Source organism: Nocardia sp. NPDC004123 (assembly GCF_053603795.1).
Genome location: NZ_JBSGGG010000006.1, coordinates 56,273 through 76,096 on the forward strand (window position 1 = coordinate 56,273; position 19,824 = coordinate 76,096).

Genomic DNA, 19,824 nt, shown 5'->3' on the forward strand with positions numbered 1-19,824 from the left:
ATCCGGGCGGCGGGCAGGTGGTGTCGGTGCGGTGGGGCACGATGGAGCGCGTGACCTCGACCGACCCTGCCACCTCGCCCGCCACCGACCCTTCGGCCTCGGCGGTGACCGGCACGTCCCGGCCGTCGCCCGATACCGCCGACGCCCGCTCGGCGGCCTCGGAGCCGGTTCGCGCGGGCGGCCTGCGGGCGGACGCCGAGTCGCTGCTGCGGGAGCTGGCCGGGCCGCAGGCGCGGCTGCGCGAGGATCAGTGGATCGCGATCGAGGCGCTCGTAGTGCAGCGGCGGCGGGCACTGGTGGTGCAGCGCACGGGGTGGGGCAAGTCGGCGGTGTACTTCATCTCCGCGAAGCTGCTGCGGGCGCAGGGCAGGGGGCCGACGGTGATCGTGTCGCCGCTGCTGGCCCTGATGCGCAACCAGGTCGCGGCGGCCGAACGCGCGGGAGTCGTTGCGGCGACCATCAATTCGGGGAATGTCACCGAGTGGGACGAGATCCACACGCGGGTGGCGGCCGGGGATGTCGACGTGCTGCTGGTGAGTCCGGAGCGCTTGAACAACCCGGACTTCCGCGATTCGGTGCTGCCGAAGCTGGCCGCGGACGCGGGGCTGGTGGTGATCGACGAGGCGCACTGTGTGTCCGACTGGGGTCACGACTTCCGGCCGGACTATCGGCGGATCCGCACGCTCATCGCCGATCTCGGGTCCGAGGTGCCGGTACTGGCGACCACCGCCACCGCCAACGACCGGGTGGTGACCGATGTGGCGACCCAGATCGGCACGGACACCTTGGTTTTGCGTGGCAGTCTGGACCGGGAGTCCCTGCATCTGTCGGTGGTGCGCATCCCCGATGCGGTGCAGCGCACGGCCTGGCTCAGCCGGCGGCTGCACCAACTGCCGGGCTCCGGCATCGTCTACACGCTCACGGTGGCCGCGGCCCACGATCTCGCCGACGTTCTCAACTCACACGGACACCACGTCGCCGCCTATACCGGGCAGACCGACCCCACCGAACGCGAAGCCCTCGAGGCCGCGCTGCTGAACAACGAGGTGAAGGCGCTCATCGCCACCTCCGCGCTCGGAATGGGTTTCGACAAGCCGGATCTCGGCTTCGTCGTGCACCTCGGCGCGCCCTCCTCCCCCATCTCCTACTACCAGCAGGTGGGCCGTGCGGGCCGCGGCACCGAGCGGGCGGAGGTGGTGCTGCTGCCCGGCCACGAGGACCGGCAGATCTGGAGTTACTTCGCGTCGGTGGCCTTCCCGCGCGAGCACATCGTGCGCTCGGTGCTCGCCGCCCTCGACACCGACCGGCCGCTGTCCACCGCCGCCCTCGAACCGCTGGTCGAGCTCAACCGCTCCCGTCTGGAGATGGTGCTCAAGGTGCTGGACGTGGACGGCGCGGTGCGCCGGGTGCGCGGCGGCTGGCTGGGCACCGGTCAGCCCTGGGCCTACGACACCGAGCGCTACGAGCGGCTCAGTGTGGCGCGCGAGGCCGAGCAGCAGGCCATGATCGACTACGAGTCCACCACCGAGTGCCGGATGACGTTCCTGCGCAGGCAACTCGACGATCCCGGCCTCACCGCGGACGCCCGCTGCGGCCGCTGCGACAACTGCACCGGCACCCGCCTGGACATCACCGTCGACGCCGCCGACCTGGCCGATATCCGCACCCGCCTGGACCGCCCCGGCATCGATCTCGCGCCCCGCAAGCAGTGGCCCACCGGCCTGGCCAAACTCGGAATCCCGTTGTCCGGCAAGATCACCGACGGCCCCGAGACCGGCCGCGTCCTGGGCCGCCTCAGCAACCTCGGCTGGGGTCAGCGCCTGCGCCCACTCCTCGACGGCCCCGACGCCCCGATCCCCGACGAGGTCTTCCGCGCCTGCACCACCGTGCTGCGCGAATGGAATTGGGCCCAGCGCCCCACCGCCGTCATGGCTCTGGACTCCGGCGCGCACCCGATCCTGACTCGCTCACTGGCCGCCCGCCTCGCCGAGGTCGGCCGCCTGACAGACCTCGGCGTCCTCCACCTGCGCCCCGACCTGCCACCGGTCTCCGCCGCCAACTCGGCCCACCGGGTGGCCGCCCTCCACAATGCCTGGGAGACACCGGATCTCACCGCGGTCGACGGCAAGCGCGGGGAGGCGGAGCGTATCCTGCTGGTCGACACCCTGACCGACACCGGCTGGACCTTCACCATGGCCGCCCGCATGCTGCGCGCCGCGGGCGCCGCCGCCGTCCTCCCCTTCGCGCTGGCCACCCCATCCTGACCACCCCGCGGGCTCAGGCGTCGGCGGGCGGGCGGCGGTTCTTGAGGTCGTCGATGGCGTCGACGTAGCGGAGCATCAAGCGGGCGAATTCGAGGCGGTCCTGTTCGGGCCATTCGGCAGTGATGTATTCGTACGTGGCACGCTGCCGGCGACGGAAGGTGCGCATGAACTCGAGGCCCTGCTCGCTCAGCTCGAGGACCGCGCGCCGGCCGTCCAGCTGGGACGGGACCCGCCGCAGGTAGCCGGCCTTGATGCTGTCGGCGACCATGCGGCTGGCCACCGAGGGATCGACGCACATACCCGCGGCGATACCGCCGACCGTCATCTCCTGCCCGGGATCATGGGGTTCTCGGCCGGTGCCCTGAGGGCAGCCGAGCACCATGCCCAGCAGCAGGGCGCGGGTCGAATCCTTGGTGCTGATGGGGTCTTCGACCTCCTGGAGGACACCGCGGCGGAGCTTGCCGAATGCCGGTCCGATGGCATCGAGCAGCTCGTCGGGGGTGCGGTCGTCCTGGGTCATGGGCACATCGTATCTGCATGCATTCAGGAACATATGTGTTGACTAACAAATGTGTGCATGACAGCATGCATTTGTCCATCTGCATGGATTCTCACTCGATCGGAGTACGCCATGACCATCCTCGTCACCGGCGCCCGCGGCCAGATCGGCCGCGCCGTCCTCACCACCCTGCACGCCCGGGGGCTGCCCGTCCGCGCGGCCAGCAAGGACCCGTCCGCCCTCGACCTCCCCGCCGGAATCGAGGCCGTCGCACTGCGCGGCGACGATCCCGAAAGCCTCACCGCCGCACTGGAAAACGTGCGCCAGGTCTTCCTCTACGCCGACCCCGGCACCGCGACCACCTTCGTGCGGGCCGCCGAGCAGGCCGGAGTCGAGCACGTCGTACTGCTGTCGTCCTCCGCGGTCGACTCCCCCGACGCCGCTTCCAATCCCATCGGCGCCAGCCACCTGGCGGTCGAAAAGGCGCTCGCCGCTTCGACTCTCGCCACCACCACGCTGCGACCGGGCGGATTCGACAGCAATGCCTTCGGCTGGATCCCGGCCGTCTCGGCGGGACAGCCCATCGAGCACGCCTACCCCGACGCCGCCCTGGCCATGATCCACCCACTGGATATCGCCGATATCGCCGTCGCCGCCCTCACCGGTCCCGAATTGCGCGGCCGCACAGTCAGTCTCACCGGCCCCGAGGCGATCAGCTTCCGCGCGCAGATCGCCGCGCTGTCGGAGGCCATCGGCCGGGAGATCCCGATCGTCACCATCACCCCGGAGCAGGCGCAGGCACAGCTGTCGCAAACCATGCCGCCGTACATCGTGGACGCCCTGCTGACCATCTGGGCGCTCACCACCGAGCAGCCCGAAACCCCGGCCGACACCACCGACACCCTGCTGGGCATCCCGGGCCGCACCTTCGCGCAGTGGGCCCGCGAGCACGCCGCCGCCTTCACCGCCGCCTGACCCGCGCCACGCCGGGCTGATTGCCCGGCGTCACGGAAACCACTGCCCACCAGGGACGCAGCGCGTAGGCTCAGGCAATCCCGCAGTCGCCGAACGATCCCGGGGAGTTCATCATGGCGTCCGCACCACTCAAAGCTCCACCGTTGCCGTTCCTGCGCGCCATCACCTGGCTCCGCGACGGCATGTACGCCCTGCATCGGCGGATGGTTCCCGGGCACATCGCGCTGCTGGAACTGGCCACGGCCGGATATCTCAGTCAGGCCACCTGCGCGGCGGCCGAGCTGGGCATCGCGGACGCGCTCGCCGAGGGCCCCAGGCAGCCGGCCGACCTCGCAGCGGCGGTCGGCGCGAACGAGGACGCGCTGCGGCGGCTCATGCGCCTGCTGATCAGTGCGGGTGTGTTCGCCCAGCGCCGGGACGGCGCGTACGAGCTGACCGGCATGTCGCAGGCGCTGCGCTCGGATGCGCAGGTCACGCTGCGGGATCTGCTCCTGTTCTTCGGGGCCGATCTGCATCGCAAGCACTGGACGCACCTCAGCGGCTCGGTCCGGTCCGGCGGATCACTCTGGCCCGAGCTGGAAGGCATGGAGTTCTTCGAGTTCGCCGACAAACACCCCGAGGCCGGGGAGATCTTCGACCGCGCCATGAGCAGTGTCAGCGGTCTGTCCAACGAGCCGTTGCAGGCCGCCTTCGACTTCGGCCGATTCGGCTCGATCGTGGATGTCGGCGGCGGGCGCGGCAGCCTGCTCGTCGATATCCTGCGACGCCACCCCGCCATGCGCGGCACCGTCTTCGACCTGCCCCGCGTGCGGGAAGGCCTCGAGGAAGAGCTCCGGATGCCGGGCCTGACCGGCCGTCTGACCTTCGAGCCGGGCAGCTTCTTCGACTCGGTCCCCAAGGGCGCCGACGCCTACCTGCTCAAACACATCCTGCACGACTGGTCGGACGAGGATGCCGAACGCATCCTGCGCACCATCCGCGCCGCCATGGAATCCGAGGCGCGCCTGCTCATCATCGAAATGGTCATGCCGCAACACCACCGCCCCCACCCGGGCAAGATCATCGACCTGGAGATGCTGATCCAGACCCGGGGCGGCCGGGAACGCACCCAGACCGAATTCGGAAACCTGCTCTCCCGCAGCGGATTCGTGCTCACCGGGGTGACCGCGTCCGCCGCCCCCGACTGCGTCATCGAGGCCCATCCGGCGTGGTGATCGGGCCTGACCGCCCCGATGAGTGAGGCGCCCGCGGGGCGTGTGCAGCACAAGGTCACACGCCCGGCGGGGGCCTCCCGCCACCCGGATGCGGTTGCCGCACCGGCACTTCAGGCGGAGCGGCGGATTCTCGGGCCGACAACCCCTGCGGCCCGATCGGTCCAGCCGTCCGCCATCTGCGCCAGCAGGAACCAGGCGGCGTGTACTTGTTCGTCCGTTACGTTCTCGGCCGTCCGGAGCAGATGCACGGCGCGCACATGGGCGGCCGCCATCGCATCCACCACGGCCCCGAGGGATTCGGCCCGCGCTGCACCCCTCGGCAGCGCCCGGCTCGTCACCCACTCGTCGATGAACGAGACCAGTTGAGCGCGTAGCTCGTCGATCCCGCCCGCGTCGCCGGACTGTTCCCGCCGCTGCAGGTGCAGTTCGGCCAGCGCCCGGGCCCAGCGGGTGACCGCGTGGTCCTCGGGCTGATCACCGATGTGGCCGCAGAAGGCGGCCAGCAGTTCATGCCAATCGGGCAGTAGTGGGCGTTCGGCGAACCTCTCCTCGAAACTCGTGTCACGTCCGCTCGCCCGCCACAGCTGTGTGCTATCAGGTTGCGGTACGTACATACCTACCTCCACGGGCGGTGCGGCGCACCCGGAGCCGCGGGCGATCACCGGACCGCGAGCCCGGCGCGGCAAGGGCGGACCGCGCCGGATCCAGGCGACCGCTATCGGCGAAGGGCACATCTCGATGCGGCACCGGGTGCTCCTCAAGCATGAACCTCCGGGCCGTCCCGCCCACTGCCCTTCCCCCGCCCTCCCCCTGCCCCTCGCCCGAGCGACCAACCGACCGGTTCGCGGCGTTACTTCGCCTCTCCCCCAATGCAATTCGCTCGTAACCGGCGCTTCGCCTCCGTGAGCCGCGGGCGAAACCGGACCTTCACCAGGGCTAGACCTTCACCAGATCGTCGGCATGCACGACCGGGCGCTGCATGCTGTCGGGGAGGGCGGTGGTGGAACGGCCCTTCATGGTCTCCAATTCGTCGCTGTCATAGGCGGCCACGCCGCGGGCGACGAGCCGGCCGTCGGGCGCGATCAGATCGATGACGTCACCGGCATAGAAGTGACCCGCCACCTCGGTGATGCCCGCCGCCAGCAGCGAGTGGCGGCGCTCCGACACGGCCGCGACCGCGCCCGCGTCCAGATGCACCGCGCCCCGGGCATCGGCAGCGTGCCGGACCCAGAACTTGCGAGCCGAGAGCCGCACCGGACGCGCGGCGAAGGCGGTGCCCACGGTCGCGCCCGAAAGCGCCGCCGCCGCATCCGAAGCCGCGGCCAGCAGCACCGGCACGCCGGCATCCGCGGCCAGGCGGGCCGCCGACAGCTTCGAGGCCATGCCGCCGGTGCCCAGCGCGCCACCGGATCCGGCGATGACGCCGTCCAGATCGGCGCTGCTGCGCACCTCGGGAATGAAGTTCGCCGCACCCTTGCGCGGATCGCCGTCGTAGAGGCCGTCGACATCCGACAGCAGGATCAGGGCATCCGCGCCGACCAGGTGGGCCACCAGCGCCGCCAGCCGGTCATTGTCGCCGAACCGGATCTCTTCCGTTGCGACAGTGTCGTTCTCGTTCACCACCGCGATGGCGTGCAGTGAGCGCAGGCGGTCGAGGGTGCGCTGGGCATTGCGATGCGGCTCCCGGCGGCCGAAGTCGCCCGCGCTCAACAGCACCTGGCCGACGACGCGATCGTAGCGGGCGAAGGAGGTGCCCCAGGCGTGCGCCAGCGCCAGCTGCCCGACACTCGCGGCGGCTTGCTTGGTGGCGAGATCCCTTGGGCGCTTGGACAATCCGAGCGGGGCCATGCCCGCGCCGATGGCGCCCGAGGACACCACCACCAGATCCGATCCCGCGCGCATGCGGGCCTCGACCGCATCGGCCAGCCGATCCAGCCGGCCGGTGTCGAGGCCGCCCTCCAGGGAGGTCAGCGCCGACGAGCCGATCTTCACCACGACACTGCGCGCCGACGCGATCGCCTGCCGCGCCGCACTGAACTCGCCGGATCCAGCACTGAGCTCTCCGAGTCCAGCGCCCTGTCCCGTCACCTGAGTGCCGCTCGAACCCACTTGCACCACACCTCAATTCGCCCGCGGCGCCGCAGCGCCGTCGCACCCGAATCCGTTACCCACCCGCATCGGCCGCCCGCTCCGACACGAACGGCCCTGCGGCACTGTATTACTCGTCGTCCTCGGTCACCAGACCGCGGCGCACGCGCGAGGCGTGCTTGCGCTCGGCGGCGCCGATGCGCTCGGTCTGATCCAGGCGTGGGTCCACGCCGCGGCGGGTCATCAGAGTCTCCACACCGGCGGAAATCGAAGGCTCCCAATCGAAGCAGTAATCCGCGATGGTGACCGACGCACCCGGCTCCGCACCGAGCTTGACCAGCTCGTCCTCGACACCGAGGCGGGCCAGCCGGTCGGCCAGGTAGCCCACGGCCTCGTCATTGTCGAACTGGGTCTGGTGCACCCACCGCTCGGGCCGCTCGCCGATGACGATGAAGCCGCCCTCGACCTCGGGATCCTGAATGACCCGGAAACCGCTGTCGCCCTTGGCGACCGGTCGGATGATCTGCCGCTTCGGCTCCGCCTTCGGATGCGCCGCCCGGTACTCGGCGACCATCTCCGCGAGCGCGAAAGTCAACGGCCGCAAGCCTTCCCGGCTCACCGCCGAGATCTTGTAGACCGGCCAGCCGCGCTTCTCGAACTCCGGCAGCACGAACTCGGCCAGCTCGTCGGCATCCGGGATATCGGCCTTGTTCAGGATGACCACGCGCGGGCGATCCGCCAGATCACCCAGACCGGCGTCGCCCACCAGCGCGGGCTGGTACGCGGCCAGCTCGGCCTCCAGCGCGTCCACATCCGACACCGGGTCACGGCCCGGCTCCAGCGTCGCGCAGTCCACCACGTGGGCCAGTACCGCGCAGCGCTCCAGATGCCGCAGGAAATCCAGGCCCAGGCCGCGGCCCTCGCTCGCACCCGGGATCAGACCGGGCACATCGGCCACGGTGAAAGTGGTGTCACCCGACAGCACCACACCGAGATTCGGCACCAGCGTGGTGAACGGGTAATCCGCGATCTTCGGCTTGGCCGCCGACAGCACCGACACCAGCGACGACTTGCCGGCCGACGGGAAGCCCACCAGGCCCACATCCGCAACCGACTTCAGCTCGAGCACCAGCTCGCGCTCCTGGCCGTCCTCGCCGAGCAGCGCGAAACCGGGCGCCTTGCGCGCCTTGGACACCAACGCCGCATTGCCCAGCCCGCCGCGACCGCCCTGGGCCGCCACATACTGCGCGCCCACGCCGATCAGGTCCGCCAGCACCTCGCCATCGGTACTCATCACCACAGTGCCGTCCGGCACCTTCAGCAGCAGCCCCTCGCCCTGCTTGCCATTGCGGTTGCTGCCCTCACCGGGCTTGCCATTGCCGCCCTTGGCATGCGGATGGAAGTGGAAGTCCAGCAGGGTGTGCACATTGGGGTCGACCTCGAGGATCACATCCCCGCCATTGCCGCCATTGCCGCCATCCGGGCCACCCAGGGGCATGAACTTCTCACGCCGCACCGAGGCACACCCGTGCCCACCCTTGCCCGCGCGCACGTGCAAAACGACACGGTCGATGAATTTGGACATATCGGTGATCATCCTCCTTCAGGACTAGTCGTCAGCAATGCCGCTCGGAGTAGCGGCATTTCAATACCTCATTGCTCGGTCCGCCCGGACCCACCGGGCCGGGCGGACCCTGCTGTGCTGGTTCACAGAACCCGCAAACAGCAAAGCGGGCCAGGGTTACTTCGAACCCTGACCCGCTCGGAAGCTTGTGGAGCGAACTCCGGTGCGCCGGTCAGGCGTTCACCGGCTCCGGAACCACGATGTTGACGGTCTTGCGACCACGCTTGGTGCCGAACTGCACCGCGCCCGCCTCGAGGGCGAACAGCGTGTCGTCGCCGCCACGGCCGACGTTGACGCCGGGGTGGAAGTGCGTGCCGCGCTGGCGAACCAGGATCTCGCCGGCCTTGACGGCCTGACCGCCGAAGCGCTTCACACCGAGCCGCTGGGCATTCGAATCGCGACCGTTGCGCGAGCTGGATGCACCCTTCTTATGTGCCATTTCAGAACTCCTCGTGCCGGGGTGCGAACCCCAAGTCGGATTACTTGATGCCGGTGACCTTCAGGACCGTCAGCTTCTGACGGTGGCCCTGACGCTTGTGGTAGCCGGTCTTGTTCTTGAACTTGTGGATGCGGATCTTCGGGCCCTTGGTCTGTTCGACGACCTCGGCGGACACGGAAACCTTCGCCAGCTTGTCAGCATCGGTGGTCAGCTCGGCGCCGTCAACGACCAGCACCGGCGACAGCGACACCGCGGTGCCCGGCTCACCCTCGATCTTCTCGACCTTCACCAGGTCACCGACCGCGACCTTGTACTGCTTTCCGCCGGTCTTGACGATCGCGTACGTTGCCATCGGTCGGCTGCCCTTCTTTCTCTTCAAGTGCGCGAAGTGCTCGGCACTCTGCTCACACGGCCGGTCGCCCGGTTCGCACCGGAAACCGCCGCAGACTGGTCTGGTGGTTTTCACCGCCGCCTCGGGCCTTTGGTTCTACCGAACCGAACCGGGCCCACTCACAGCACTAGTCACAACAGAGTGCCGTCGCAGGGGGCAGCGACTGACCAAGACTACAGGACACGGCCGACCCCCTCCAAACCGGGCCGCCGCCCACCACAGATGGTGTTCGTCACCGACCGAAAAGGCCGTGGCCCCGCCGGAATTCGGGCGGGGCCACGGCCTGTTGACGGGAGCCGGCTAGTTCTCGCCCTCCGGCGCACCGGCGGGACGGCCCGCGGCCCGGCGACGCGGGCGAGCCCGCGGCGGCACCACGGCCGGAGCCAGATCGTCCAGGTTGAAGCCCGGCTTGTCGGACTGATCCGCGTTGGAGAGCACGAACACCGCGCCCTGGCTGTCGGCGGCCGGGGCCGAGGCCGTGCGCGCCACCCGGCGACGGGTGGGACGACGACCGGGCTGCGCTTCCGCGGCGGCCACGGCCGCGTGGGCCTCCGCGATCGGCGATTCCGTTGCCACGGGCTCGGACTCGACCACGACGGTGTCCACGGCGGGCGCGGTGCCGTTGGTGGCCGGTGCGGTCTCGACCGCCGCCTCCTCGGTGGCGGTCTCGATCTCCGATACCGCGCGTTCGGCCAGGGCCGCCTCGGCGGCGGCGTTCTCGGCCTCGCGAACGATCACGGACTCGGCGGCCGTGACATCGGCCACGCTCGCCGATTCACCCTCGGCCAGCAGCGCATTCGCGGCATCGGCGGCCGCGATGGCGTCCTCGTCCGCCGCGTGCACGGCCTCGTCGGCGGCGTGCGCGGCCATGGCCATGGCCACCGGGTGGGCGCGCTTGGCCGCGGCCTGCTCGGCCTTGACCTCGTGCTTCTCGGCCTTCTCCTCGACCACCGGCTCGACGGCCGGGGCCTCGGCGGCGGCCGCGCTGCGGTCCTTGCGGCGGCGGCGCGAACCCTCACGACGGCTCACACCCTCGCCGCCGTCCCCGGCCGGAGCCGACGACTCGACGGGGTAATTGTGCACCAGGATGCCGCGGCCGTGGCAGGTCTCGCAGGTGGTGGAGAATGCCTCGACCAGGCCGGTGCCCAGCTTCTTGCGGGTCATCTGGACCAGACCCAGCGAGGTGACCTCGGAGACCTGGTGACGGGTGCGATCCCGGCCCAGCGCCTCGGTGAGGCGGCGCAGCACCAGATCCCGGTTCGACTCCAGGACCATGTCGATGAAGTCGACGACGATCATGCCGCCGATATCGCGCAGCCGCATCTGGCGCACGATCTCCTCGGCCGCCTCCAGGTTGTTGCGGGTCACGGTCTCTTCGAGATTCGACCCGCCCGACCCGGTGAACTTGCCGGTGTTGACGTCGATGACGGTCATGGCCTCGGTGCGGTCGATCACCAGGGTGCCGCCGGAGGGCAGCCACACCTTGCGGTCGAGCGCCTTGGCCAGCTGCTCGTCGATGCGCAGGGAACCGAACACGTCGACGCCGTTGTTCTCGTGCCGCTCGACCCGGGCCAGCATGTCCGGGGCGACCGTGCGGACGTAGTTCTCCACCGTGGTCCAGGCGCGCTCGCCCTCGATGACCAGCTTGGAGAAGTCCTCGTTGAACAGGTCGCGGACCACCTTGACCAGCAGGTCCGGCTCTTCGTACAGGGTCTTGGGCGCGCCCGAGCCGTTCTTGGACTGCTCCTCGATGGTGCGCCAGGTCGCCTGCAGCCGTTCCACATCGCGGGCCAGCTCGGCCTCGGAGACACCCTCCGACGCGGTGCGGATGATGACGCCCGCGTCCTGCGGCACGATGTCGCGCAGGATCTCCTTGAGCCGCTTGCGCTCGGTGTCGGGCAGCTTGCGGGAGATACCGGTCGAGGTGCCGCCCGGCACGTACACCAGGAAGCGACCGGCCAGGCTGATCTGCGTGGTCAGGCGGGCGCCCTTGTGGCCCACCGGATCCTTCGAGACCTGCACCAGCACGGTGTCACCGGGCTTGAGCGCCTGCTCGATCTTGCGCTCCTTGCCGCCCAGACCGGCGGCCTCCCAGTTCACCTCACCCGCGTACAACACGCCGTTGCGGCCGCGGCCGATGTCGACGAACGCCGCCTCCATCGACGGCAGCACGTTCTGCACCTTGCCGAGGTACACATTGCCGACCATCGACGCCGACCCGGTGGAGGTCACGAAGTGCTCGACCAGGATGTTGTCCTCGAGCACCGCGACCTGGGTGGTGGAGGTGGGGTGCTCGGAGAAGTGCTTCTCGCGCACCACCATCACCCGGTCCACCGCTTCGCGGCGGGCCAGGAACTCCGACTCGGTCAGGATGGGCGGACGCCGGCGGCCGGCCTCGCGACCGTCCCGGCGGCGCTGGCGCTTGGCCTCCAGGCGGGTCGAGCCGCTGATCCCCTGCACCTCGTCCACCTGCGCGGCGCGGCGCTTGCTGCGCGGCTCGCGCTCGTGCACGACGGTGTTCGGCGGATCGTCGTCGGCGGCCTCGGGCTCGTTGTCGTCCCCGCCCTTGCGGCGGCGACGGCGACGGCGGCGACGGCTGCTCGAGCCCTCGGGCACGGCCGCGCCCTCGTCCTCGTCCTCGCCGACGTCGGCGGATTCGGCCGACTCGTCGGCCTCGCCCTCTAGCTGCTCGTCGCCCTCGGCCTCATCGGTGTCGTTGTCGCCGTGCTGTTCGCCACGACCGCGGCCGCGACCCCGGCGACCCCGGCGGCGACGCCGCGAGGTGCCTTCACCGCGCTGGTCGCGGTCCTGGTCGCCGTCCCACTCGCCCTCGTCCTCGGTGTCCTCGGACGCGGCTTCCTCGGTGACGGCCTTGGCCTCGAGCTCCTGCTCCTCGGCGACCGGTTCCTCGGCCCGGGCCTTGCGACCGCCGCGCTCGGCGCGGCGCTGGCGGCGGGCGTCCTCGGCGGCCGCGGCATCCGGCGCCTGGAACAGCGGCGCGGCCACCACGGCGGACGGCTGATACTGGACCGGCTCCTCGAGCTGCGGCTCGGTCTGGAACGGGCTCGCGAACAGGGTGGTCTGCTTGACCGCGGGCGCGGCGCCCGCGGTGTCCTCGACGGCCTCCACCTCCTCGGCGGCGATCTCGTCGGCCGCCCGGTCGTCGCCGGCGGCGATGGCCGCGTCGACGGTGGCCTCGGCGATCGGCTCGGGCCCGGCCGGGGCAGGTTCGACGAGTTCGACGTCACGCGGGCCGAAGGCGTCGCGGACGGTTTCGGCGACGGTGCGGTCCAGACTCGATTGCGGGCTTCGCGCCTGCGCGCCCATCTCGGTCAGGTGGGCCAGAATACGTTTGCTGGTAGTGCCCAGCAGCTTCGCCAGTGCGTGCACTCGGATCCGTTCCGGCAATTGTTCGGCAGCCGGGGTGATCTGAGTGCCCTCCCCTTCACCGTTGCTCTGCGATGCTTCCAGCGGCTCTTGATCGGCCACGAAATCTCCTCGGGGCCCCCGGGCGCGTTCCTCCGAGGAGTGACGCGGCCGACGCGGGGGCGCTGTTTTGTTGGCCTCACGCCCGGGGGCGCGAGATCGTAAGTCTTCGCGCCGCGTGCCCCGTTATCACCGGTATCTCGTCGTTCGGGCTAACAGGTCACGTGGCGCCTGGTTGGTTTGGCTCAACGCCGTTTCACGAGCGTTCATCCAGCGTGCCTGCCCGGCGGCCGAGTCTTGGAAGCCGTCGGCGGCAGCGATGATCGTCCGTCGCTCCGCGGTGTCAATCGAAGGTGAACGCCCCCGGCCGCAAACGGCCGGCGTCGGTCACTTCCAGAGTCAGTATCCCACACCACGCCGGAGCGTCGTGCCCGCGCGGCCCGGAGCGGGCCTCGCGAGTCTGACGCGGACCGCGCCGCCTCCGACCGGTGTGCGGCGGAGGGCTGCCCGCCCGCGCCTGCCTTCCGGGGCGCAGGGGCGGGCGGCTGCCTCTGCCTTCCGGGTCTCCCCCGGACCTATCGAGTGTGTGCGGGGAGCGGTGCCCCGCACGGGTTCAGAGCGCGAATTCCGGGAACCAGAGCGAGATCTCGCGCTTGGCGGACTCGGGCGAGTCGGAGCCGTGCACGAGGTTGTACTGGGTCTCGAGGGCGTAGTCGCCGCGGATGCTGCCGGGGACGGCCTTCTCGACCGGGTCGGTGCCGCCCGCGATCTGACGGAACGCGGTGATGGCGCGCGGGCCCTCGAGCACGGCCGCGACCACCGGGCCGGAGGTGATGAATTCGATGAGCGATCCGAAGAACGGGCGCTCGGCATGCTCGGCGTAGTGCACGGCGGCCAGCTCGGGCGAGACGTTCACGAGCTTCAGCGCCGCGATCTTCAGACCCTTGCGCTCGATCCGGGTGATGATCTCCCCGACGAGGCCGCGGGCCACGCCGTCGGGCTTGATGAGTACCAACGTCTGCTCAGTCACGCCGACACAGTACCGCCTCCCCGAAACGCCAGCGCACGGCCGGGAGCCGTCGCCGGCCACATTCGCGTGCCGGCGGTCAGGATGCGAAGCAATTTTGGACGTACCCGACGAGTTATCCCGGGCGCAACGAAATCAGTTGTCGCCTGGGGTAACGAGAACTCATGCGCCGGACATGCGCTGACTGGGCAGCGTCCCCGCGTTCATCCGCTTCTGCACATCGGAGCGCAGGAACAGGATGAAGACCCAGACGGCGACGAAGACCACACCGATCACCAGGATCGACAGGTGGATGAAGCCGCCGAGCAGCATGGCCGCCTGCAGGGCCAGGTTGAACGGGATGGCCCAGGGCCGGCGCTGCAGGCCCGCGCCCAGGAACATGACCACGGCCAGGCCGACCACGTAGAGGACGGACCACCAGCGCAGGCCGCCGCCGACCGCGCCGATCACCGGCAGCGCCAGCAGCACGGTGATGGCCTCGAGGACCAGGGTGCCGGCCATGACGCCGCGCAGGCCCTTCCACGGGTCGGTGGCGGGCGGCGGGACGTCGGGCGTGGCGTCGGAGGTCATACGGGATCCTTTCCGAACAGGCTGCGGGCGGCCCCGGCGGTGACGACCGAGCCGGTGATGACTATGCCCGCACCGGAGACCAGTTCGCCGTCCTCCCCGCCCTCGGCGAGGGCGATGGCGGTCTCGATGGCGTCGGCCAGGTCGTGGGCGACGGCCACGCGTTCGTCGCCGAAGCGCTGGACCGCGAGGTTGGCCAGGTCGTCGACGGGCAGGGCGCGCGGGGAGCCGTTCTCGGTGACGACGATCTCGTCGAAGACCGGTTCCAGGGCGTCGAGGATGCCGCCCGCGTCCTTGTCGCCCAGCACCGCGATCACGCCGACCAGTTTGCGGAAGTCGAATTCGCTGGTCAGCGTGGCCGCCAGGGCCGCGGCCCCGTGCGGGTTGTGGGCGGCGTCGATGAAGATAGTGGGCGCGCTGCGCATGCGCTCCATCCGGCCGGGGCTGACGGCGGCCGCGAATCCGGCTCGTACGGCGTCGATGTCGAGCTGCCGGGACGCGCCCGCGCCGAAGAACGCCTCGACCGCGGCCAGCGCCAGCACCGCGTTGCGGGCCTGGTGCTCGCCGTGCATGGGCAGGAAGATCTCGTCGTAGACGCCGCCGAGCCCTTGCAGCTCCAGCATCTGGCCGCCGATGGCGACGCGACGGGACAGCACCTGGAACTCCGAGCCCTCGCGGGCGACGGCCGCGTCGACCTCGACCGCGCGGCGCAGCAGCACCTCCATGGCCTCGGGTTCCTGCTGGGCGATGACGGCGACGGTGTCGCGCGGGACGAGGTCGTCGGCGGGGGCCTTCTTGATGATCCCCGCCTTCTCCCCCGCGATGGAGGTGAGGTCGGGGCCCAGATAGTCGATGTGGTCCAACCCGATCGGGGTGATGACGGCGACCTCACCGTCGATCACATTGGTGGCGTCCCAGCGACCGCCCATCCCGGTTTCCACCACGGCCACGTCCACCGGCGCTTCGGCGAAGGCCGCGTAGGCCATCCCGGTGAGCACCTCGAACTTCGACATGGCCGGGCCGCCTGCGGCTTTCGACTGCGCGTCGATCATCTCCACGTACGGCAGCAGTTCGCGGTAGATCTCGACATAACGCCCGGGCGTGATGGGCGCGTTGTCGATGGCGATGCGCTCGGTGGCCAGCTGCAGGTGCGGGCTGGTGATGCGCCCGGTGCGCCGGTGCAGCGCGGTGAGCAGCGAGTCGATCATGCGGGTGACCGAGGTCTTGCCGTTGGTCCCGGCGACGTGGATGGCCGGATAGGACTGCTGGGGCGAGCCCAGCAGGTCCATCAGCGTCGCGATGCGGGTGAGCGACGGCTCGATCTTGGTTTCCGGCCAGCGCTGGTCGAGTTCGGCCTCGACCAGCGCCATCTCGGCCAGGTCCACCGGCGAGGTGCCGCTGCTCAGCGGGGCGCCCTCGGCGTACTGACGTTCCGGTTCGTCGTTCATTGGGCCGCCAGCTTGGCGATCTCGGCGAGGCGGGCGGTGATCCGCTCGACGTCGCCCTCGGCGATCTCCTTGCGCGCCTTGATCTTCGCGACCACGTCCTCGGGGGCCTTGGCCAGGAACGCCTCGTTGCCGAGCTTGCCGGTGGTGCCGGCCAGTTCCTTCTGGGCGGCGGCGAGGTCCTTCTCCAGGCGGCGGCGCTCGGCGTCGAGGTCGACCGTGCCGGAGGTGTCGATCTCGACGGTCACCGTGGCGGTGCTCAGGCGCACCTCGAGCGAGGCGGTGGCGGCGAAGCCGTCACCGGCCGGGGTGAGCTTGGCCAGGTTGGCGATACCGGCCTCCTGGGCGCGCAGGTCGGCGGTGTCGATGCCGTTGAGCTTGGCGGCCACCTTCTGGCTGTCGGCCAGGCCCTGGTCGGAGCGGAAGCGGCGGATCTCGGTGATCAGCTTCTGGGTGTCCGAAACCCGGCGGGCCGCAACCGCGTCGGCGGTGGCGCCGGAGACGGCCGGCCAGGCGGAGATGACGATGGACTCGCCCTCGGCGCCGTCGGTGAGGGCCTGCCACAGCGTCTCGGTGACGAACGGGACGGCCGGATGCAGCAGGCGCAGCACGGCGTCCAGGACGGTGCCGAGCACCAGGCGGGTGCTCGCCGCGCGCTCCTCGGACTCGGCGAACTGCACCTTCGCCAATTCCAGGTACCAGCTGCAGAATTCGTCCCACGCGAAGTGGTACAGACCCTCGAGGGCCTTGCTGAACTCGTAACGGTCCAGGGCCGCATCGACTTCGGTGACGACCTCGTCGAGGCGGTCCAGGATCCAGCGGTCGGTGTCGGTGAGGCTCGCGCGCGCGGGCAGTTCGCCCGGCTGCGCGCCGTTCATGAGCGCGAACTTGGTGGCGTTGAACAGCTTGGTGATGAAGCTGCGCGAGGCCGTCACGTGCGGGGTGCCGACCGAGAGGTCGCCGCCGGGCTGCGCGCCGCGGGCGAGGGTGAATCGGGTGGCGTCGGCGCCGTATTCGTTGATCCAGTCCAGCGGGTCGATGCCGTTGCCGCGCGATTTGGACATCTTCTTACCGAACTCGTCGCGAATCAGGCCGTGCAGGAACACGTCCTGGAACGGGACCTGCTTCTGGTTCGGGTCCTTGCCGACGGTGAGCACCGGGTCGTCGGAGACGAACATGCCGAACATCATCATCCGGGCGACCCAGAAGAAGAGGATGTCGTAGCCGGTGACCAGCACGCTGGTCGGATAGAACGTGCTCAGCTCGGGCGTCGCGTCCGGCCAGCCCATGGTGGAGAAGGGCCACAGGCCCGAGGAGAACCAGGTGTCGAGCACGTCCGGGTCCTGGACGTAGCCCTCGGGGGCCTGTTCGTCGGGTCCGACGCAGACGATCTCGCCCTCGGGGCCGTACCAGATCGGGATGCGGTGCCCCCACCACAGCTGGCGCGAGATGTTCCAGTCGTGCATGTTGTCGACCCACTCGAACCAGCGCGGTTCCTGGCTGGCGGGGTGGATCTTGACGTCGCCGTTGCGGACCGCGTCACCGGCGGCCTTGGCGATGCCCTCGACCTTCACCCACCACTGCATGGACAGGCGGGGTTCGATGGGTTCGCCGGAGCGCTCGGAGTGGCCGACCTGGTGGATGTAGGGATACTTGCGCCCGACCACCCGGCCCTCGGCCTCGAGCCGCTCGCGGATCTTGAGCCGGGCCTCGAAGCGGTCCATCCCGTCGAATTCGGTTCCGCTGTCGGCGATCTTGCCGGTCTTGTCCATGATGGTGGGCATGGGCAGGTTGTGGCGCAGGCCGAGCTCGAAGTCGTTGGGATCGTGCGCCGGGGTGATCTTGACCGCGCCGGAACCGAATTCGGGGTCGACGTAGTCGTCGGCGACGATCGGGATCTGGCGGCCGGTGATCGGGTGGTAGACCGTGGTGCCGATGAGGGCCTGGTACCGCTCGTCGTCGGGATGCACCGCGACGGCCGTGTCACCCAGCATCGTCTCCACCCGGGTGGTGGCCACGATCACGTGCGGCTCATCGTCGTTCAGCGAGCCGTAGCGCAGCGAGACGAGTTCGCCCTCGACCTCCTTGTGGTCCACCTCGAGGTCGGAGATGCCGGTCTGCAGCACCGGTGACCAGTTCACCAGGCGCTCGGCGCGGTAGATGAGGCCCGCGTCGTAGAGGCGCTTGAAGATGGTCTGCACGGCCCGGGAGAGCCCGTCGTCCATGGTGAAGCGGTCGCGGCTCCAGTCCACACCGTCGCCGAGGCGGCGCATCTGACCCTGGATCTGGCCCCCGGACTCGCGCTTCCAGTCCCAGACCTTGTCGACGAACAGCTCGCGGCCGAAGTCCTCCTTGGTCTTGCCATCGACGGCGAGCTGCTTCTCCACCACGGTCTGGGTGGCGATACCCGCGTGGTCCATGCCGGGCAGCCACAGCACCTCGAAGCCCTGCATGCGCTTGCGGCGGGTGAGCAGGTCCATGAGGGTGTGGTCGAGGGCGTGGCCCATGTGCAGGGTGCCGGTGACGTTCGGCGGGGGCAGCACGATCGAGTAGGCGGGCTTGGCGCTGCCCGGGTCGGCGGCGAAGTAACCGGCGGCTACCCAGCGCTCGTACAGGTCGGCCTCGACATCGCTGGGGTTCCAGCTCTTGGGGAGGGCATCGGCACGATTACGCGGGTTCTCAGAGGCTGCGCTGGTCACCGGTCGATTCTAAGGGCTGGGATTATCGCCGAACGACCGGGTTTTTCCTAGGCCCGATTTACCGGCGGAGCGAGCCCGGATGGATAGCCGAAGGGCGAGGCTTCCGACGGATGAGGGACACCGGAAGCCTCGCCCTCGATGGTCAGCCTACCGCCGTTTCGGGCCCCACTCCCGGATCCAAAGGCAATTCTCAGGTTCTGACCCAAATGGGCCAGGGTAGACCAGATTTCGTTGCATCAACGTTGCGTCCGCCGCATTGTTTTCGCGTCGTGACAAGCGCATTGCGAGGTCCCGGCGGAGCGACCGGCGGGTAACCTGTCGAGCATGAATCCGATTGTCTCGCGGGTGATGTCGACGGTCGCCGGGCAGCTGGGAAATCCGCACGGAGTGCTGGGCAAGGGCGTGGCGCGCCTCCTCAATCGCGGTAACCGGCCGATGATCGAGGCCGCGGTGGCGGCGACCGAGGTGGCCGCCGGTGACGCGGCCGCCGATATCGGATTCGGCGGGGGCATCGGGCTGACCCTGCTATTGGACCGGATCGGGTCCGGCACGGTGACCGGTGTCGAGCTCTCCCCCGACATGCTGGCGCGGGCGCGATCGGAGTTCGCGGCCGACGTCTCGTCCGACCGCCTGCGCCTGGCCGAGGGCTCCCTCACCGAGCTCCCGTTCCCGGACGCCGCCCTGGATGCCGTGATCACCTGCAACACTATCTATTTCGTGCCGGACCTGGATCGCGCCTGCACCGAGCTGGCACGGGTCCTCGCACCCCAGGGCCGCTTGGTGATCGGCATCGGCGACCCGGACGCCATGGCGAAAATGCCTTTCGCCCCATACGGATTCACCCTCCGCCCGGTCGCCGCGGTGAAGGATGCGCTGGAGCGGGCCGGGCTGACGGTTGCTCACCAGCTCCTGCCGCGGAAGCCGATTTCTGGAAACTTGCTCATCGCACGCCCGTCCTAGCCGGCGCTCCGACCGCCTGTCGCATTTGCCCGGTCAGAGCATGTGAGCTGAATCACTTTTACCTGTCAGAGTGACATAAATCACTCGAGCCTTGCCATGGTGACCTGCGGTGATGTGTTCTGGCTACCCGGCTGGATCCAGTCGCCACAGTTCACCGCAGTAATCGATACAGCTCCGCAGGACATCTCTCCCGCCGCTGGAAAGCG

At 69.7% G+C, this 19,824-nt stretch carries 15 protein-coding genes; 4 read left to right on the forward strand and 11 right to left on the reverse strand.

Annotation, left to right across the window (positions count from 1 at the left end):
* The first annotated feature begins 41 nt into the window (after window positions 1–41).
* Window positions 42–2,264 (forward strand): RecQ family ATP-dependent DNA helicase, encoded by a 2,223-nt coding sequence (locus tag ACWEQQ_RS10195; protein ID WP_452348129.1) that lies wholly within the window; start codon window positions 42–44, stop codon window positions 2,262–2,264.
* Between the two features lie 13 nt (window positions 2,265–2,277).
* Here the strand turns inward: ACWEQQ_RS10195 and ACWEQQ_RS10200 are convergent, their stop codons facing one another.
* The gene (locus ACWEQQ_RS10200; RefSeq protein WP_452338577.1) at window positions 2,278–2,784 is read right to left on the reverse strand and encodes a MarR family winged helix-turn-helix transcriptional regulator; all 507 of its coding nucleotides are present in this window, start codon (window positions 2,782–2,784) and stop codon (window positions 2,278–2,280) included.
* A gap of 111 nt (window positions 2,785–2,895) precedes the next feature.
* Between ACWEQQ_RS10200 and ACWEQQ_RS10205 the strand changes: the two genes are divergently transcribed.
* A complete protein-coding gene (locus ACWEQQ_RS10205; protein ID WP_452338576.1) occupies window positions 2,896–3,738 on the forward strand; it encodes an SDR family oxidoreductase in 843 nt (280 codons plus the stop codon).
* Window positions 3,739–3,851: 113 nt separating this feature from the next.
* Window positions 3,852–4,952, forward strand: coding sequence for a methyltransferase (locus ACWEQQ_RS10210; protein WP_452347983.1), 1,101 nt, complete (start codon window positions 3,852–3,854; stop codon window positions 4,950–4,952).
* Window positions 4,953–5,062: 110 nt separating this feature from the next.
* Here the strand turns inward: ACWEQQ_RS10210 and ACWEQQ_RS10215 are convergent, their stop codons facing one another.
* The 10 genes from ACWEQQ_RS10215 to ACWEQQ_RS10260 all read right to left on the reverse strand — a co-directional run bounded on the left by ACWEQQ_RS10215 (window position 5,063) and on the right by ACWEQQ_RS10260 (window position 18,658).
* On the reverse strand, window positions 5,063–5,566 hold the full coding sequence (locus ACWEQQ_RS10215; protein WP_452347984.1) for a DUF4254 domain-containing protein: 504 nt from the start codon (window positions 5,564–5,566) through the stop codon (window positions 5,063–5,065).
* Window positions 5,567–5,888: 322 nt separating this feature from the next.
* Complete coding sequence (gene proB, locus ACWEQQ_RS10220; protein WP_379382837.1) at window positions 5,889–6,968, reverse strand: glutamate 5-kinase; 1,080 nt, start codon at window positions 6,966–6,968, stop codon at window positions 5,889–5,891.
* A 202-nt stretch (window positions 6,969–7,170) separates the two neighbouring features.
* Window positions 7,171–8,625, reverse strand: coding sequence for a GTPase ObgE (gene obgE / locus ACWEQQ_RS10225; protein ID WP_452338573.1), 1,455 nt, complete (start codon window positions 8,623–8,625; stop codon window positions 7,171–7,173).
* A gap of 211 nt (window positions 8,626–8,836) precedes the next feature.
* Window positions 8,837–9,103: a 50S ribosomal protein L27 gene (gene rpmA, locus ACWEQQ_RS10230; protein WP_067828966.1), complete on the reverse strand. Its 267-nt coding sequence runs from the start codon at window positions 9,101–9,103 to the stop codon at window positions 8,837–8,839.
* A 40-nt stretch (window positions 9,104–9,143) separates the two neighbouring features.
* Window positions 9,144–9,455, reverse strand: a complete 312-nt coding sequence (gene rplU / locus ACWEQQ_RS10235; RefSeq protein WP_030512746.1) for a 50S ribosomal protein L21 — start codon at window positions 9,453–9,455, stop codon at window positions 9,144–9,146.
* A 339-nt stretch (window positions 9,456–9,794) separates the two neighbouring features.
* Entirely contained in the window at window positions 9,795–12,983 is a 3,189-nt protein-coding gene (locus tag ACWEQQ_RS10240) for a translation initiation factor IF-2 N-terminal domain-containing protein (RefSeq protein WP_452347985.1), read from the reverse strand.
* A 550-nt stretch (window positions 12,984–13,533) separates the two neighbouring features.
* Window positions 13,534–13,950 carry a nucleoside-diphosphate kinase gene (gene ndk / locus ACWEQQ_RS10245; protein ID WP_354834836.1) on the reverse strand — a complete coding sequence of 139 codons (417 nt, stop codon included), beginning with the start codon at window positions 13,948–13,950 and terminating at the stop codon, window positions 13,534–13,536.
* Between the two features lie 159 nt (window positions 13,951–14,109).
* A complete protein-coding gene (locus ACWEQQ_RS10250; protein WP_452347986.1) occupies window positions 14,110–14,517 on the reverse strand; it encodes a DUF4233 domain-containing protein in 408 nt (135 codons plus the stop codon).
* Complete coding sequence (gene folC, locus ACWEQQ_RS10255) at window positions 14,514–15,962, reverse strand: bifunctional tetrahydrofolate synthase/dihydrofolate synthase (RefSeq protein WP_452338570.1); 1,449 nt, start codon at window positions 15,960–15,962, stop codon at window positions 14,514–14,516. Before folC ends, ACWEQQ_RS10250 begins: the two co-directional genes overlap by 4 nt.
* Entirely contained in the window at window positions 15,959–18,658 is a 2,700-nt protein-coding gene (locus ACWEQQ_RS10260; RefSeq protein ID WP_452338569.1) for a valine--tRNA ligase, read from the reverse strand. The genes folC and ACWEQQ_RS10260 overlap by 4 nt, the downstream gene beginning before the upstream one ends.
* Window positions 18,659–18,982: 324 nt before the next feature.
* On the opposite strand from ACWEQQ_RS10260, the gene ACWEQQ_RS10265 reads away from it, so the two are divergent.
* Complete coding sequence (locus ACWEQQ_RS10265; RefSeq protein ID WP_452338568.1) at window positions 18,983–19,618, forward strand: class I SAM-dependent methyltransferase; 636 nt, start codon at window positions 18,983–18,985, stop codon at window positions 19,616–19,618.
* The last annotated feature ends 206 nt before the right edge of the window (window positions 19,619–19,824 follow it).